This window comes from uncultured Tateyamaria sp. (assembly GCF_947503385.1).
Classification (GTDB): Bacteria; Pseudomonadota; Alphaproteobacteria; order Rhodobacterales; family Rhodobacteraceae; genus Tateyamaria.
In genome coordinates this window covers 789,726-805,142 of record NZ_CANNDO010000001.1, presented here as the reverse complement: position 1 = coordinate 805,142, position 15,417 = coordinate 789,726, and the positions used below count along the sequence as shown (strand labels likewise).

At 64.2% G+C, this 15,417-nt stretch carries 15 protein-coding genes; 7 read left to right on the top strand and 8 right to left on the bottom strand.

Annotated features, from left to right (window positions below):
* Window position 1 precedes the first annotated feature (1 nt).
* From Q1A85_RS03925 to Q1A85_RS03915, 3 genes are all read left to right on the top strand, one after another.
* Entirely contained in the window at window positions 2-2,035 is a 2,034-nt protein-coding gene (locus Q1A85_RS03925) for a S8 family serine peptidase (protein WP_299685347.1), read from the top strand.
* Window positions 2,036-2,307: 272 nt separating this feature from the next.
* Window positions 2,308-3,942, top strand: coding sequence for an ABC transporter substrate-binding protein (locus tag Q1A85_RS03920; RefSeq protein WP_299685344.1), 1,635 nt, complete (start codon window positions 2,308-2,310; stop codon window positions 3,940-3,942).
* Between the two features lie 42 nt (window positions 3,943-3,984).
* Window positions 3,985-4,953 (top strand): threonine dehydratase, encoded by a 969-nt coding sequence (locus tag Q1A85_RS03915; protein ID WP_299685341.1) that lies wholly within the window; start codon window positions 3,985-3,987, stop codon window positions 4,951-4,953.
* An 86-nt stretch (window positions 4,954-5,039) separates the two neighbouring features.
* On the opposite strand, the gene Q1A85_RS03910 is transcribed toward Q1A85_RS03915, so the two are convergent.
* Window positions 5,040-5,399 (bottom strand): hypothetical protein, encoded by a 360-nt coding sequence (locus Q1A85_RS03910; protein ID WP_299685338.1) that lies wholly within the window; start codon window positions 5,397-5,399, stop codon window positions 5,040-5,042.
* 144 nt (window positions 5,400-5,543) lie between these two features.
* On the opposite strand from Q1A85_RS03910, the gene Q1A85_RS03905 reads away from it, so the two are divergent.
* A complete protein-coding gene (locus tag Q1A85_RS03905; protein ID WP_299685334.1) occupies window positions 5,544-6,782 on the top strand; it encodes an Hsp70 family protein in 1,239 nt (412 codons plus the stop codon).
* Between the two features lie 64 nt (window positions 6,783-6,846).
* A complete protein-coding gene (locus Q1A85_RS03900; protein ID WP_299685331.1) occupies window positions 6,847-7,293 on the top strand; it encodes a GFA family protein in 447 nt (148 codons plus the stop codon).
* A gap of 74 nt (window positions 7,294-7,367) precedes the next feature.
* Here the strand turns inward: Q1A85_RS03900 and Q1A85_RS03895 are convergent, their stop codons facing one another.
* The 6 genes from Q1A85_RS03895 to Q1A85_RS03870 all read right to left on the bottom strand — a co-directional run bounded on the left by Q1A85_RS03895 (window position 7,368) and on the right by Q1A85_RS03870 (window position 13,601).
* Window positions 7,368-7,832: an Hsp20 family protein gene (locus tag Q1A85_RS03895; protein ID WP_299685328.1), complete on the bottom strand. Its 465-nt coding sequence runs from the start codon at window positions 7,830-7,832 to the stop codon at window positions 7,368-7,370.
* 141 nt (window positions 7,833-7,973) lie between these two features.
* Window positions 7,974-8,780, bottom strand: coding sequence for a trypsin-like peptidase domain-containing protein (locus Q1A85_RS03890; protein WP_299685326.1), 807 nt, complete (start codon window positions 8,778-8,780; stop codon window positions 7,974-7,976).
* Entirely contained in the window at window positions 8,777-9,556 is a 780-nt protein-coding gene (locus Q1A85_RS03885; RefSeq protein WP_299685324.1) for a trypsin-like serine protease, read from the bottom strand. The genes Q1A85_RS03890 and Q1A85_RS03885 overlap by 4 nt, the downstream gene beginning before the upstream one ends.
* Window positions 9,557-9,647: 91 nt before the next feature.
* Window positions 9,648-10,961 (bottom strand): glycolate oxidase subunit GlcF, encoded by a 1,314-nt coding sequence (gene glcF / locus Q1A85_RS03880; RefSeq protein WP_299685321.1) that lies wholly within the window; start codon window positions 10,959-10,961, stop codon window positions 9,648-9,650.
* Between the two features lie 3 nt (window positions 10,962-10,964).
* Entirely contained in the window at window positions 10,965-12,077 is a 1,113-nt protein-coding gene (gene glcE / locus Q1A85_RS03875) for a glycolate oxidase subunit GlcE (RefSeq protein ID WP_299685318.1), read from the bottom strand.
* Window positions 12,078-12,152: 75 nt separating this feature from the next.
* Window positions 12,153-13,601, bottom strand: a complete 1,449-nt coding sequence (locus tag Q1A85_RS03870) for an FAD-linked oxidase C-terminal domain-containing protein (protein WP_299685315.1) — start codon at window positions 13,599-13,601, stop codon at window positions 12,153-12,155.
* A gap of 82 nt (window positions 13,602-13,683) precedes the next feature.
* On the opposite strand from Q1A85_RS03870, the gene Q1A85_RS03865 reads away from it, so the two are divergent.
* Window positions 13,684-14,382 carry a DUF599 domain-containing protein gene (locus tag Q1A85_RS03865; protein WP_299685312.1) on the top strand — a complete coding sequence of 233 codons (699 nt, stop codon included), beginning with the start codon at window positions 13,684-13,686 and terminating at the stop codon, window positions 14,380-14,382.
* Between the two features lie 38 nt (window positions 14,383-14,420).
* Window positions 14,421-14,777 carry a hypothetical protein gene (locus Q1A85_RS03860; protein WP_299685309.1) on the top strand — a complete coding sequence of 119 codons (357 nt, stop codon included), beginning with the start codon at window positions 14,421-14,423 and terminating at the stop codon, window positions 14,775-14,777.
* 166 nt (window positions 14,778-14,943) lie between these two features.
* Here the strand turns inward: Q1A85_RS03860 and rlmH are convergent, their stop codons facing one another.
* On the bottom strand, window positions 14,944-15,414 hold the full coding sequence (rlmH, locus tag Q1A85_RS03855; protein WP_299685307.1) for a 23S rRNA (pseudouridine(1915)-N(3))-methyltransferase RlmH: 471 nt from the start codon (window positions 15,412-15,414) through the stop codon (window positions 14,944-14,946).
* Between the last annotated feature and the right edge of the window lie 3 nt (window positions 15,415-15,417).

The window sequence follows — 15,417 nt, the reverse complement described above, 5'->3', positions numbered from 1 at the left end:
CATGGCACAGCATAAGGACGACAACGGGTTCGACCCCGAGACAATTGTCGATCACGTCACCTTCTTCAGGCTCAACGCCGCTGGCATTCAGTCGGTGGTGCGGTCCGAGACGGTGTGGTGGTCGGTTCTGATCGAATTGGACGGGATCAGCATCGACCAGTTCGTGGATAGGATCAGGGAGAGGGACTATGACACCTTTCTGATAGTTCCGGCGGCGTATGACAGCGACGACCGGTCGGTGGTTTTACCGTTTCAGCCGGTGACCGTGTTCGCGACAACCGACTTGGTCCAGTATCTGAACGATGACCGCAGCGATCTGGGTGTGGCCACGCTGCGCGTGGGTGGCATTATCGACGAGATGTTTCTGAACCCCGACGCGCAAAGTGCTCCGCTGAGCGATATCGACGTGGCGGCGGGCACGGTTGTGCAGGCCTTTGTGGATGACGGCATGGGCATTGCGCATGACCTGTTTCGCTCGGGGCCGACCTCAAGCCGGGTCTATTTCGCGCAGATCTTTGACGCGGTGCCCCTGCCCGCCTCGCCGACAAGCATCGGGCGGACGCTGGAACGGGACGACATCAACGCGTTGCTGACCGATTGCACCTATAACGGCGTGCTGGACGAAGAGCTGTTTTACACCCGCTCGGGTCAGGTGAACCTTGCCGAAGACGTGTTTTCCACCGTCGCCAACAGGGCGTCGCACGGAACGCATGTGATGGGGCTGGGGGCCGGGCACGAGATGTCCGGTGGCGTGGATGATCGTCCGATCATCTGTGCCGCCTTGCCGTCACGGGTGGTCAAGGACACGTCCGGTGTGGACCTGTTGCCGCTGGTGTACCTGTCGTTCCACATTCTGGTGAAACAGGCGCGCCGGTTCCGTCTGCCCGATGGCGGGCTGGCGCCGGTGGTGTTCAATTTTTCCTACGGCAACCTCGAAGGACCGCATGACGGCACCGGCATCTATGCCACCATGTTCGAGCGGTATTTCGGGCCTGATGCACAGGCCTGCGCCGAGCAGCCGCAAAAGGCGTGGCTGACCCTGCCTGCGGGCAACGCCAACCTGTCCCGCCTGCACGCGGTGAACGGGCGCGGCCTGACCGACACACGGATCAAGCTGGATCTGGTGGTGCTGCCGGATGACACGACACCCACCCACGTGCAGTTCTGGATGCCCAGCAGCGGCCCCACCAACCCGCCCAACTTTGCCAAGATCAAGGTGCGGTCGCCGTTTGGCACCAGCACCATTTCGATCAAGGCACAACCGGGTCAGGCGGCAGAAATCACCAATGACAACGGCGCGCGCGTGGCGTGGCTGGCGTACCGATATGTCGGCGGCACAACCCAGCGCGGTCTGGTGACCCTGTCGATCACGCCCACGGCCAGCGTGGAAGAGATCAGCGATCTGGCTCCTGCCGGTATCTGGACAATCAAGGTGCGCCGCCGTGCCCCGGCGGGGGACGATCCGATCCACATCTGGGTGGACCGGGACGACACCTTGCCCGGACACGGACCCGGCGGGCGGCAGGCGTTCTTTGACAACCCGGACTATGTGCGGTTTGGGCCTTTTGGCGCGCCACTGCCGGTCGATCCGCCCGGCACCGATTGTCCGGTCCGGCGTTCGACCACGATCAGCGGTTTTTCCTGTGGCCCGTCGCCCATCGTCGTGGCCGCCTATACAGAACAGGAAGCGGTGCTGTCGGATTATTCCGCCGCCGGTCCGCTGAACCCGTCACCCCATATGACGCCGCCGCCCCGCGAGGGGCCGGACCTTGCCGCCAGAGGCGACGACAGTTGGGTCCTGCGCGGTGTCTATTCCGCAGGCTCGCGCAGCGGGTCATGGGTGCGCGGTTCGGGCACCAGCGCATCGGCGCCGCAAGTGGCCCGTCTGGCCGCGGGCGAGATCGGGACAAGCACGGTCGACGGTCGCACATGGGCGCAGGACGCGGTGCGCACCCATCCTTTTGCGCTGGAAGACAGCCCGTCGGTCGAACGGGCGGGCGATGGCGGGATCAAGCTGCCGGACGGTGGCCCCTGACCGCAGGCGCACCCGCGTTTGAACCAGACCATTCGGGCGGCCTTGCAGGGCCGCCCGTTTCACGTCGCGACAGGGCAACCGCCACAAAATCAGGCAGGGCAAACACAGAGGCCGATCCGGGACGCGATTGGCGCTTGCGCGGGTCTGCGCATGTCGTTTTCAATTGAATGCGTCGTTTTTGAGCTACTTTTGAACCAAAGGCCTGTTGCGCGCAGGCTGCCACCCCGGCACGGACGGGTGCCCGCCCGATTGCCCAAGCCAACGAGATAATCATGCCACAGACAGTACACCACGCCGCCCGCGCCTATGCCGCCGAAGTGGCTGACGGAACCATGTCACGGCGCGAATTCCTGACCCGCGCGACGTCGCTGGGTGTCAGCGCGGCGGCGGCCTATGGGCTGCTGGGTCTGACCCGCCCGGTGCGTGCGGCAGGTCATGCCGCTGCGGGCGGCACGATGCGCATCGAATCCACGGTCAAGGCGCTGAAGGATCCGCGCACCTATGACTGGCCGCAAATGTCGAATTTCACCCGTGGGTATCTGGAATATCTGGTGGAATATCAGATTGATGGCAGTTTTGAACCTGCCCTGCTCGAAGGCTGGGAGATCAACGAAGACGCCACCGAATATACGCTCAAAGTGCGCCCCGGCGTGACGTGGAGCAATGGCGACGCCTTTACCGCTGCGGATGTGGCGTTCAACATCACGCGCTGGTGCGAAAAGGCGGTCGAGGGCAATTCCATGGCGTCGCGCATGGCGTCGCTGGTCGATGAGGCCACAGGCTCTTCCCGTGCGGGTGCGATCACGGTTGTGGACGATGCCACGGTACAACTGGTGCTGAACCAGCCCGACATCACGCTGATTGCCGGGTTTTCCGACTATCCGGCGGCGATTGTACACCAGAGCTTTGGTGGCGACCCGTTGAGCGATCCGATTGGCACCGGGCCGTATATGCCAGCGGAGTTCGAGGTCGGCGTGCGCGCCGTGCTGGAGAAGAACCCGGACCATAGCTGGTGGGGCGAAGGGGCGTATCTGAACCGGATTGAGTTCCTTGATTACGGCACCGATCAATCCTCTATCCTGACAGCGGTCGATTCCGAAGAGGTCGATATGATCTATGAATCGCTGGGCGAGTTTATCGAGATTTTCGACGATATCGGGTGGACCAAATCCGACGCGATCACCGCAAACACGGTGGTGATCCGGCCCAATCAGGTGGCTGAGGTGAACGGGGTCAAACCCTATGCCGATGTGCGGGTGCGCCGGGCGCTGGCGATGGCGATCGACAATGCCGTCCTGCTGGAACTGGGCTTTTCCGGGAACGGGCGTGTGGGCGAAAACCATCATGTGTCGCCCATCCACCCGGAATATGCGGAATTGCCGCCGCCCGTCTTTGACCCTGCGGGCGCAAAGGCGCTGATGGAAGAGGCAGGCATGGCTGATTTTGAGCATGACCTGATTTCCATCGACGACAATTGGCGCAAGGACACCACGGACGCCGCTGCCGCGATGCTGCGGGACGCGGGCATTCCGGTGAAGCGCACGGTGCTGCCGGGGTCGACCTTTTGGAACGACTGGGCCAAATATCCGCTGTCCACGACCGACTGGGCACAGCGGCCCTTGGGTGTGCAGGTGCTGGCGCTGGCCTACCGGTCGGGCGAGGCGTGGAACGAAAGCGCCTTTGCCAACGCGGAGTTCGACGCCCTGCTGGCCGAGGCGATGTCGATTGCCGATGCCGCCAAGCGGTCCGAGGTCATGGCCAAGCTGCAAAAGATCATGCAGGACGAAGGTGTGGTCGTGCAACCCTATTGGCGGGCGATCTACCGGCACCACCGCGAGGGCGTCGTGGGGGCCGAGATGCATCCGACATTTGAAATTCACGTGTCCAAGCTGGGCTTTGCCGCCTGATGTGGTTGACGGGGGCCTGCGTTTCTCATTGAGATGCGGGCCATGCTGACACGCTCTGATCTTGAGACCGCCGCCGATTTTGTCCATGCCCGCATGGCCCCCACGCCGCAGCACCACTGGCCGCTGTTGAGCGCTGCGACGGAGGCCGAGGTCTGGGTGAAACACGAGAACCACACGCCCACGGGCGCGTTCAAGGTGCGCGGCGCGTTGACCTTTATGGACTGGCTGGTGCGCACGCATCCGGATGTGCCGGGCATCTGCACCGCGACGCGGGGCAATCACGGGCAGGGACAGGCATGGGCTGCGACCGGCGCTGGCCTGCGGGCGCTGGTCTATGTGCCGCGCGGCAATTCAGTGGAAAAGAACGCGGCCATGCGTGCCTTTGGCGCGGAACTGGTGGAACATGGTGACGATTTCGATACCGCCCGGCTGGAGGCGTACCGTGTGGCCCGCGAACAGGGGTTGTTTATCGTGCCGCCCTATCACCCGGAACTGGTGCGCGGTGTGGCGACCTATGCCTATGAGTTGTTCACGGCGCAGCCCGACCTCGACACGGTGTACGTGCCCATTGGCTGCGGATCGGGCATTTGCGGAACGATCATGGCGCGCGATGCGCTGGGGCTGAAGACCAAGGTTGTGGGCGTGGTGTCAGACCGCGCGCAAACGGCCAAACTGTCGGTGGAGGCGGGACGACTGGTCGAGACGAACTCCGCCAACACCTTTGCCGACGGGATGGCGGTGCGGGTGCCGGTGCAAGAGGCGTTCGACATCTATTCCAAGGGGGCCGAGCGGATCGTCGCGGTCAGCGACGACGCGGTGGCCGACGCGATCCGGCTTTACTTTACCGCCACGCATAACGTGGCCGAAGGGGCTGGCGCAGCCCCGCTGGCCGGGCTGATGCAGGAACGCGAGGCCATGCGCGGCAAGCGCGTGGGCGTGATCCTGTGCGGCGGCAATATCGACACCGGCTGGATGCGGCAGGTGTTGGCAGGCGAGACGCCGCACGTCTGACGCGCCTTGAACCAACCTGAGTTGGCCAATCGGCCATGCCGCGGGCTTGGCCGGTTATGTCCGGGGTGATCTGTTCGAATTCTGCGTCAGACCTGATCCGGCTGCACGCCGATCCCGGGCGTCAGCTTGAGCCCCTCGGGCGGCAGTTCGCTGTCATAGACCACAAGGCCCAACCCGTATTCCACCGCGTCTTCGGCGGCGAGGCGCAGCGCCTCTTCGTCGATACTCATCGGCCCTTCCTTGATCTCGCCGGCCTTGACCACCTTGACCTCGAGCCACCCCATCTCGGTGGCCCCGCCCACGGCGATGTCCTGCCCTTCGACAAAATTCGGCGCACTGGCGAACAGCATCAGCGCGTGGGGAGATCCTGCGGGAAAGGGGATGTCATCGCTGATCCCCGCAATCGCCTCGGCAAAGAACATCAGCAGCTTGTTTTCGTCGGCCATGACCCAATTCCAATCCCTTGAACTATCTTTTTGTTGTCTGCCGGAACTATCGGCGGGCCATGCTGCGCCGTCAACCACGCGCGGCCTTGACGCGGCTGGGTGCGTGGCCTAGGTGCGGCGCCTTTCGGCTTTGGGACGCGGGACATGGCACAGGCTTTGGGCATCGACTTTGGCACGTCCAATTCGGCGGCGGGATACCTGCGGGATGGCGCACCGCATCTGGTCACGTTGGCACCGGGCGAAACCACGCTGCCGACGGCGGTATTTTTTGACTTTGACGCGCGCGAGATGCTGATGGGGCACGCGGCGAATGACGCCCTGCTGACAGGGGCCGAAGGCCGGTTCATGCGCGCGCTCAAGCGGGTGCTGGGCACGGGCCTGATGCATGAAAAGCGGCAACTCCTGAACGAACGCGTGACCTTTGTCGAGATCATCGCGCGGTTTCTGGCGCATCTGAAGGCCCGCGCGGAGGCCGAGGCAGGCCACCCCTTTGACCACGCAGTATCGGGGCGACCGGTGGTGTTTCATGGCACGGATGACCCGCGTGAGGCGCAAGCCGAGGCGGACCTGCGCGCCTGCTATCGCGCTGCCGGGTTTGCGCATGTCGATTTCCTGCCCGAGCCGGAGGCGGCGGCCATTGCCGCAGGCGCGCTGGATCATCCCGGCGCAACCGGGCTGATCGTCGATATCGGTGGCGGGACATCGGATTTTTCGGTGTTCCGAACCGGCAATCAGGGTGTGCGTATCCTTGCCAATCACGGGGTGCGCATCGGCGGCACGGATTTCGACCGGGCGATCAGCATCGCGCAGGTGATGCCACTGATGGGGATGGGGTCGCCCCTGCGCAACGCGATTGGTCCCGGCACCCTGCCCGCGCCCAAGGCCATTTTTCACGATATGGCCACATGGGAAAAAATCCCGTTTCTGTATACCGCCAAGACCCTGCGCGACGTGCAGGCCATGGTCCGGCAGGCCGAAGCGCCGGAGCGGTTGGCGCGGCTGGCCACGGTGCTGGAACATTGTTTGGGCCACGATGTGGCCTTTGCCGTGGAGGCGGGCAAGATCGCGGCCAACACGGATGCGGGCGACGCCGTCATTGACCTGAGCACCGTCGAAACCGGGCTGACCGCACCGCTGGGTGCGGCACGGCTGGACGCGGTGCTGGCACCGTTTGCCGCACAGCTTGAGCGCGGCGTGCAGGAGGGGCTGGAGATGGCAGGCTGTGCGCCACGGGACATTGATCAGGTGATCTATGTGGGCGGGTCGAGCCTGATGGGGTTGGTGTCGGGCACGATGCAGGCGCAATTCCCCCACGCGCGCCACAGCTTTGCCGACGTGTTCACGGCGGTGGCGGATGGGCTGGCGATGGCGGCGGCCCGGTGACGTCAGGCGATTGATCGCGCCCCGCCCGACGCTATGCTGGGGTCATTGCGAGGGGGCACAGAGCATGACGGCACAAGCGATGACAGGCGGCTGTCAATGTGGCGCGGTACGGTTTTCCATCGGCGCGCCCGGCCCGGCCAGCATTTGCCATTGCCGGATGTGCCAGAAAGCCTTTGGCAACCTCTTTGCCACATTGATCGAGGCGCGGGACGTGACGTGGACGCGCGGCGCGCCGTCGATCTTTCGCAGTTCGGACAGGAACTGGCGTGGGTTCTGCAAGGATTGCGGCACCCCCCTGACCTATGAATTTGACGGTCATATAGAGATTGCGGTGGGCGCGCTGGATGACCCGGACGCAGCGCAACCGCAGGTGCAGGTGAATGCCCGGTATCAGCGCAGGTGCTTTGCCGGACTGGCGGCGCTGCCGGAAAAGCCCGCCGACCTGCGCGACGCGGACGACGATTGGAACGCATCTGTCGTGTCGTACCAGCACCCCGATCACGATACGTGAACATGAAAAACCCCGGACCGCGCGTGCGATCCGGGGCCACCCGACCGGGGGGAGGAGGTCGGGGAGGTCAGACCTTAATTGACGGCCTTGGCCTCGACCACGTCGGTTTCGATTGCCTTTTGGCTGGCAATCTCGATCCGGCGGGGTTTCAGCGCTTCGGGCACTTCGCGCACGAGGTCGATGTGCAGCATACCGTCCACATGGGAGGCACCGGTCACGACCACATGGTCCGCAAGGTGGAAGCGGCGTTCAAACGCGCGGGTTGCGATGCCGCGATGGAGGTAGGATTTGTTCTCTTCATCCGCCTTTTTGGCCGAGATCACGAGCGACTTTTCCTTGACCTCAACATTCAGGTCCGCGTCCGAGAACCCGGCAACGGCAACCGAGATGCGGTAGGCATCATCGTCTGTCTTTTCGATATTGTAGGGCGGGTAGCTGTTGGTGTTCGTGTCCGTCGTCAGGACCCGGTCCATCAGGTCGGCGATCTGGTCGAAACCAACGGTTGCGCGGTAAAGCGGTGCAAAGTCGTATGTACGCATGTCATCCTCATCTTTTGAGCGATTAACGGCAGACCTTCCAACGTGGACAGGCCTGCTTGGGTTGCTATGGTCGGACCCCTGCTGGGCATCCGATGCTGTTCATGTGGGTAGGATTTCGGGCGGTTCAAGACCCCCCCCGCGTCAGGGTTTGACGAACTTGGCCCCGAGGCCGCTGCGGTTGCCGCCACCGCCAACGGTGATGCGGCGCACCTTGGCTGCGGGTGTGGGGACCTGCATCCGCAATTGCTGTTTCAGTTCGGTCACGCGGTCGGGCAGGACCATGCCCACGGACCGCTTTTGCCCGCCGATCGAGATCATGCCCGAGATCACTGCCATGATGCGCCCGCGCCCGTTGAGGTGCGAGAACACCGGCGCGCCGGATGAGCCAAAGGTGACGTCGCAGTCAAAGATCATCGCATCGCCCTGCCGGGCCAGCATCTGGCATTCCTTTTGCCGTGACTGCGCGTTGGCGCGGCCCTTGCCGTAGGACACGACGCTGACCGACCCCGGGCGGATGCGGTCGTCATGCACGTAGAACGGCGGCACGTCATAGGTGGGGATCGGCTCTGCCAACCGGATCAGCGCGACGTCATAGGCCACGTTTTCAGCCGAGAGCGGCTCTGTCGGGGCAAAGCGGGCGTGGGCGGCGGCGGCGCGCGCCGGGCGGCTGGCCACCGCGCGGCCATCGCGCAGACCCGCGTGAAAGCGGATATTGTCCGTGGGCCAAAGCTGGTCCGAGCCGGGACGGTAGAGGCAATGCGCCGCCGTCAGGACGAGGTCGGGGGCAATCAGCGTGCCGGAGCAGAACGCGCCACGGCCAAAGTCGATCCGACCCACGGCCTTCCAACTGGCGGCAGCATAGTCGGTGTCGAGCGCGCGCAGATCGGTGGTCTGGGCCGACGCCATGCCGGACAGGCCAAGGCACAGGGCAGCGATCAGCGCCCTCATGGTTTGACGAACTTTGCGCCGGTGTCCTTGCGCGGGGCTCCCACGCGGACGTTGCCCTGTTGCGCCTGAGCGACAAGTTCGGCCTGCAACTGCGCCAGCGGCGTGCCCAGCGAGGTGCCCAGCGACACCGCCTGCCCGTCCACCTCGGCCTTGGCCGACACCACGGACACGATGTGCACGTCTCCCCGGTCGATCACGAAAATCGGCGCGCCGGAACTGCCGAATTCAACCGAACAGGAGGTGACAAGCACACCATCCTGCTGGCCGATGACGCGGCACATGTCCTGCATCGACGGCGCTTCGGCCCGCCCTTTGCCGTAGCTGACAAGGGCGACATGCGCGCCACGGCGCGGACGGGTGGCCGTGGCAAAGGGTTTGATCCGCCCGTCGCGGATCGGATGGTCCAGCCGCAGCAGCGCCAGATCATAGCGCATTTGCGCCGCGCGGGTCAGTTCATCGCGGTCATAATCGGGATGCAGCACGGCCTGTTTGACCGACCGGTAGGCCGAGGCGCGTCCATCGCGCCACCCGGCAAGAAATTCGATCTGGTCGGTGGGAATGCGTTCGCCGGTCTCTTTGTCGAACAGGCAATGTCCTGCGGTCAGGACCATATCGTCTGCGATCAGCGCGCCGGTACAAAAGCCCGTTTCGCCAAGATTGAGACGCCCAACCGCTTCCCACTCGCTGGCCTCGATTCCTGAGGCAAGGCGGCGCAGCTTTGAATCTTGTGCAAAGGCCGTCGACGTCACAACAAGCGCCATGAGCGAAAGGGCCATCCATCGCCGCATCGTGTTCAAAATCCCCGGAACCAAACTGTCTCTGGTTAGCTACAGGTGAATGGCGGCAAAATTAGGGCAATCCGCAAATTTATCGCAAAATTGGCACGTCGGATTGCGCCCGGTCCAACGCAGCCGGCCGCGGCCCGCCTGTGGCCCAGTCCAGCAGTTCAACCGTGTGCACCACGGGCACACCCGCAGCGGACCCGATCTGCATCATGCAGCCGATGTTTCCGGCGGCGATAATGTCCGGCTTGGTCGCCTCGAGCGTGCGCACCTTGCGGTCCTTCAGCTGCGCCGAAATCTCGGGCTGCATCAGGTTGTAAGTCCCCGCAGAACCACAACAAAGATGGCTGTCTGCCGGTTCGACCACCCGATACCCGGCGCGCTTGAGCAGGTCCTTGGGATAGGTCTTGATCTGCTGGCCGTGCTGGAGGGAACACGCCGCGTGATAGGCGATTGTCAGGTCCTGCGGGCCGCCGTCGGGCAGGTCAAGCTGCATCAGCACCTCGCTCACATCCATGGCGATGCCAGCGACGCGCGCCGCGTCTTCCGCCAGATCGGTGGTGCGGAACATGTGCCCATAGTCCTTGACCGTCGTGCCGCAGCCCGAGGTGTTGATGACAATCGCATCCAGCCCGTCGCCGTCCATTTCAGCCACCCAGGCGCGGATGTTGCGCGCGGCGGTGCCATGGCTTTCCGCCGTTTTGCCCATGTGATGGGTCAGCGCGCCGCAGCACCCGGCCCCTTCGGCCACCACCACTTCGCAGCCCAGCCGCGTCAGCAGCCGGATCGTGGCGTCGTTGATGTCGGTGTTCAGTGCCTTTTGCGCACAGCCCGTCATCAGCGCCACACGCTTTTTGCGCGGCACCGCGGGCGCGAAACTTTGCGGGTCGTCGTTGCGGCTGACGGGGGGGATATGTTTCGGCGCCATGTCCAGCATCGCACGCAGCCGCGCATCGGGGATCAGCGGCGCAAAGGGCCGCCCGATCTTGGCCAGCAGCAGCGCCACCCGGAACCGCATTGGATAGGGCAGGATACGCGCCAGCACCCAGCGTAGCGCGCGGTCGGTGAGGGGCCGTTTGTAACGGTCTTCGATATACTCGCGCGCGTGATCCACCAAATGCATGTAATGCACGCCCGACGGACAGGTGGTCATACAGGCCAGACAACTCAGGCAGCGGTCAATATGCTTGACCACCTTTTCGTCGGGGTCGCGGTCGTTTTCGAGCATGTCCTTGATCAGGTAGATGCGCCCGCGCGGACTGTCCAATTCGTCCCCCAGCACCTGATAGGTGGGGCATGTTGCGGTACAAAAGCCGCAATGCACGCAATTGCGCAAAATATCGTTCGACCGTTGAATCTGCGGGTCTTGCAGCTGCGCGTCGGAAAAAGTTGTTTGCATCTGTCAGGCCACCATCAGTCCGGGGTTGAGGATACCGCGCGGATCGAACCGCGCGCGCAATTGCGCGCTCAGCGCGGCGACCGGGGCCGGTTCCGGCTGGAACACAGGCACGGCGCTGCACAAGGCCTCTGGGCCTTTGATCAGCGTTGCGTGCCCGCCAAGGCTGGCCGCCTGATGTTGCAGCGCGTGGTGGAGCGCCTCGGAGGCGTCATGGCCGACCCAGACAAGCCCCCCGCCCCAATCCATCAGGCTGCGCACACCGTCGGGCAACCCTGCTACAACCGTGGGCCCATCGCTGGGCTTGACCGAGATGCGCCAGACCGCCTGCGATCCGTGTACCGGCGCGGCATCCCGCACCTGCGTCCAGTCCGCGTCGTCGACAACGTCCGCGCCGCCAAAGGCCGCCAGCGCGCTTTGCAGCGACGCTGCGCGGTAGGCGACGGACGCCGTGAACCCTTCGAGCCGCAGCCAGACGTCACCGTCCACCCACGCGGCACCCGACACCTCATACGGGGACCCCAGTGCCGCACTCATGGCCCGCACCGCGTGCTCTGCCGACAAGGCGCGCAGCACCAGCGTCTGTTCCGCCTCGACCGCTGGCAACACCTTGAGGCTGACCTCGGTCAACACACCAAGCGTGCCGAATGACCCGGCCATCAGTTTGACCAGATCATAGCCGGTGACATTCTTCATCACCCGCCCGCCATTCTTGATGACCTGACCGGCCCCGTCCACGAACCGTACGCCCAGTGCAAAGTCGCGCGCCGCCCCGGCCTGTATCCGGCGCGGGCCGCTGGCATTGGCCGCAATCACCCCACCAATGGTCGACGTCCCCGTCCGGCCCAGCAGACCGGTCATATCCGTGGGTTCAAAGGCAAGGCGCTGGTTCTGTTCTGCCAGTGCCGCCTCGATCTCGGCCACCGGGGTTCCGGCCTGCGCCACCAGCGTGAGCGCGCCCGGCTCATACAGGGTGATGCCCGACAGCCCGGACACGTCCAGCACATCGCCCTGCGCCGCCAGCCCAAGGGTCCGCGTCCTACCACCACGGATGGTCAGGGGCCCACTGGCAACGCGCACAAAGTCCGCAATCTCTTGTTCCGTTTTCAAACCGCTCATCGTCTCTGTCCCAAAAAAATCCCCCCCGGAGGGCCGATTGGCCACCAAGGTCCCCGGTCCGGTTTGCTGTCCCGCCTATTCCGCCGCCAGCGCCGCGACCCTGCGGGCCTCTGACACGTCCAGAGGAAAGACCTTGGCCGGGTTCAACAGCCATGCCGGATCAAACACATCCTTTACCGCCATCTGCGCCTCAAGATCGGCTGGCGCATATTGCACGGACATGAGATCGCGTTTTTCGATCCCCACACCGTGTTCACCGGTCAGACAGCCGCCAACCTCGACGCACAGCTTGAGCACCTCCGCGCCAAACGCCTCGCATGTCTCAAGATCGCCAGGTTTGTTCGCGTCGTAGCAAATGAGCGGGTGCATGTTGCCGTCGCCCGCATGGAACACATTGCCCACGGGCAGGCCGTATTCCTTGGACATCTCGCCGATACGGCGCAACACGTAAGGCAGTTCCGACACCGGGATCGTCCCGTCGAGGCACATATAGTCGCTGACCCGCCCAATCGCCGAAAACGCCGCCTTGCGGCCCGCCCAGATGCGCGCGCTTTCCTCTGGTCCGGCACTTTCGCGCAGGGCGACCGGGTTGTGGCGCTTGGCGATATCCGTGATCAGCGCCAGTTGCGCGTCAATCTCCGCGTCCGAGCCTTCGACCTCCACAATCAGCAGCGCCTCGCACATCGGGTAATCCGCCTTGGCGAAATCCTCGCAGACCTCGATTAGCATCCGGTCCATGAACTCAATCGCCACGGGCAGTACGCCCGCCTTGATGATATCTGCGACGCAGGCGCCCGCGATTTCGGCACTGTCAAAGCCCATGAGCACGGGCCGCGCGCCCTCGGGTTTGTGCAGGATGCGCAACGTGGCTTCAGTCACCACGCCTAGCTGCCCTTCGGAGCCGCAGATCACGCCCAGCAGGTCCAGCCCGCCCGCATCCAGATGGGCGCCGCCCAATTCGACCACGGTGCCGTCCATCTGCACCAGCGTCACACCCATCAGATTGTTGGTGGTGACCCCGTATTTCAGGCAATGCGCCCCGCCCGAATTCATCGCGATGTTGCCCGCGATGGCACAGGCCAACTGGCTGGAGGGGTCGGGTGCATAAAAGAACCCATCGCTTTCCACAGCGCCCGTCACGCTCAGATTGGTGCGCCCCGTCTGCACCCGGACAAAGCGGTTGTCGTAATCCGTCTCCAGCACCGCGTTCATCCGCGCCACCCCAAGGATCACGCAATCCGCCGTGGGCAATGCGCCGCCCGCCAGTGACGTGCCCGACCCGCGCGGCACCACCGGTACGCCTTCGGCATGACAAATGCGCAGAACATCCGCCACCTCCTGTGTCGAGGCGGGCAGGACCGCCACCATGGGCGGGCACCGGTAGGCGGTGAGCGCATCACATTCGTAGGCCCGCGTTTCCGCCGGATCGTCGATGACCGCACCAGACGGCAACACGTCGCGCAACCGCGCAACGACGCGCGCCTTGCGCGACAGGATTTGCGGATCAGGGTCTGGCATTTGCATGAGGCACCTCCTAGAATTGGTAAAAATATATTACCAATTTGACCGGGATGCAATCTGATTCCTCAAAGTGTATGCAACGCGCATGACATGGCTCGACCGCTTTGCGCTTTTTACCCCTCTGGATGCCGCCGCCCTCGGCCTGCTTGTTCTGGCGTGGCTGGCGATCGGCTGGCGGATCGAACACGCCACCGCCAAACACCCCTCCACCTCGCAGATCATGGCCGGGTATCGCCGCGAATGGATGCGCCAGATGATCACCCGCGAACCGCGCATCTTCGATGCGCAGATCGTGGCCAGCCTGCGACAGGGCACTGCATTCTTCGCCTCCACCGCCGTCATTGCGCTTGGCGGCACGCTGGCGCTGATCGGCAACGCCGAACGGCTGACCGGGATCGCCAATGACCTGGTACTGACAGAAGCCCCCACCTTCGTGTGGGAGGCCAAGCTGGTGGTGCTTGTCCTGTTCCTGACCAACGCCTTTCTGAAATTCGTCTGGGCCAACAGGCTCTTTGGCTATGCCGCCGTGGTCATGGCCGCCGTGCCCAACGACGCCAGCCACCCCGATTGCAGCCCCCGCGCCGATCAGGCCGCCGAAATCAACGTGGCCGCCGCGCGTTCCTTCAACCGGGGCCTGCGCGCGGTCTATTTTGGCCTCGCCTGCGCCGCGTGGCTGGCCGGACCGTGGGCGCTGATGGCGGCGACGGTCTTTACCCTCGCAGTGATCTGGCGGCGCGAGTTTGCATCCAAATCGCGCAACATCCTGCTGGGCACGAAGACGTGAGGCGACAAAGCCGTACCCAAACGCCTAAAATAACGCATATGAAACACCTCGCCGCCCTGCTGCTGCTTGCCAGCCCCGCCCTTGCCGAAGCCCCCGTGATCGAGACTGTCACCATCACGCACACGGGCGACGACACCTACCGCTTCTCGGTCACGATCCGACACCCCGACACCGGCTGGGACCACTACGCCGACGGTTGGCGCATTCTGGACATGGACGGCAATGAATTGGGAGTCCGCGTGCTGTTCCACCCGCATGTGAACGAACAACCCTTCACCCGAAGCCTCGACGGCGTGCAAATTCCCGCAGGCACAAAGCAAGTACAGGTTCAGGCCCGCGACCTGCCCGCAGGCTGGAACGACAGCACGACAGTCGTGGACATGCCGCAAGACTGAACCCTTGCAACACGAGGGGGCCAGCCCCCTCGGCCTGCGGCCTCACCCCCGGGATTTTTTCGGGACAGAGACAGGGACCCCTTCTTCTCTTTGAAAATACTCCGGGGGAATCCGAAGGATGGGGGCAGCGCCCCCTAACAATCGTATCGCGCAAGCGGCAATTGGATCAGGCGCGGTGGTAGGGACCGCCTGACAGGATGGATGCGGCGCGGTAAAGCTGTTCGGTCAGCATCACGCGCACCAGCATGTGCGGCCAGACCATGGCACCAAAGGACAACAGGTGATCCGCTTTGTCCCGCAGGGACGGGTCAATCCCGTCCGCGCCGCCGATGACAAAGGCCACATCGCCGCGCCCCGCATCGCGCCACCCCGCCAGACGTTTTGCAAAGGCAGGCGACGGTTCCACACGCCCCCGCTCGTCCAGACAGCACAGAAGCGCGCCCTTGGGGATCGCACGGCGCAGCAGGTCGCCTTCGGCGGCGATGCCTCCGCCCTTGCGGTCCTCAACCGCATGGGTGGTCACCGGGCCAAGCCCAATGGACCGCCCGGTCCGGTCGAACCGGGTCACATAGTCGGAAATGAGATCTGCCTCCGGGCCGCCGCGCAAGCGGCCCACAGCGCAGATGGTGACGCGCACAGT

Excerpts from the sequence above, each read along its gene's own strand:
- Q1A85_RS03925 (WP_299685347.1), top strand. The coding sequence starts at position 2 with ATGGCACAGCATAAGGACGACAACGGGTTCGACCCCGAGACAATTGTC.
- Q1A85_RS03920 (WP_299685344.1), top strand. The coding sequence starts at position 2,308 with ATGCCACAGACAGTACACCACGCCGCCCGCGCCTATGCCGCCGAAGTG.
- Q1A85_RS03915 (WP_299685341.1), top strand. The coding sequence starts at position 3,985 with ATGCTGACACGCTCTGATCTTGAGACCGCCGCCGATTTTGTCCATGCC.
- Q1A85_RS03910 (WP_299685338.1), bottom strand. The coding sequence starts at position 5,399 with ATGGCCGACGAAAACAAGCTGCTGATGTTCTTTGCCGAGGCGATTGCG.
- Q1A85_RS03905 (WP_299685334.1), top strand. The coding sequence starts at position 5,544 with ATGGCACAGGCTTTGGGCATCGACTTTGGCACGTCCAATTCGGCGGCG.
- Q1A85_RS03900 (WP_299685331.1), top strand. The coding sequence starts at position 6,847 with ATGACGGCACAAGCGATGACAGGCGGCTGTCAATGTGGCGCGGTACGG.
- Q1A85_RS03895 (WP_299685328.1), bottom strand. The coding sequence starts at position 7,832 with ATGCGTACATACGACTTTGCACCGCTTTACCGCGCAACCGTTGGTTTC.
- Q1A85_RS03890 (WP_299685326.1), bottom strand. The coding sequence starts at position 8,780 with ATGAGGGCGCTGATCGCTGCCCTGTGCCTTGGCCTGTCCGGCATGGCG.
- Q1A85_RS03885 (WP_299685324.1), bottom strand. The coding sequence starts at position 9,556 with ATGGCCCTTTCGCTCATGGCGCTTGTTGTGACGTCGACGGCCTTTGCA.
- glcF (WP_299685321.1), bottom strand. The coding sequence starts at position 10,961 with ATGCAAACAACTTTTTCCGACGCGCAGCTGCAAGACCCGCAGATTCAA.
- glcE (WP_299685318.1), bottom strand. The coding sequence starts at position 12,077 with ATGAGCGGTTTGAAAACGGAACAAGAGATTGCGGACTTTGTGCGCGTT.
- Q1A85_RS03870 (WP_299685315.1), bottom strand. The coding sequence starts at position 13,601 with ATGCAAATGCCAGACCCTGATCCGCAAATCCTGTCGCGCAAGGCGCGC.
- Q1A85_RS03865 (WP_299685312.1), top strand. The coding sequence starts at position 13,684 with ATGACATGGCTCGACCGCTTTGCGCTTTTTACCCCTCTGGATGCCGCC.
- Q1A85_RS03860 (WP_299685309.1), top strand. The coding sequence starts at position 14,421 with ATGAAACACCTCGCCGCCCTGCTGCTGCTTGCCAGCCCCGCCCTTGCC.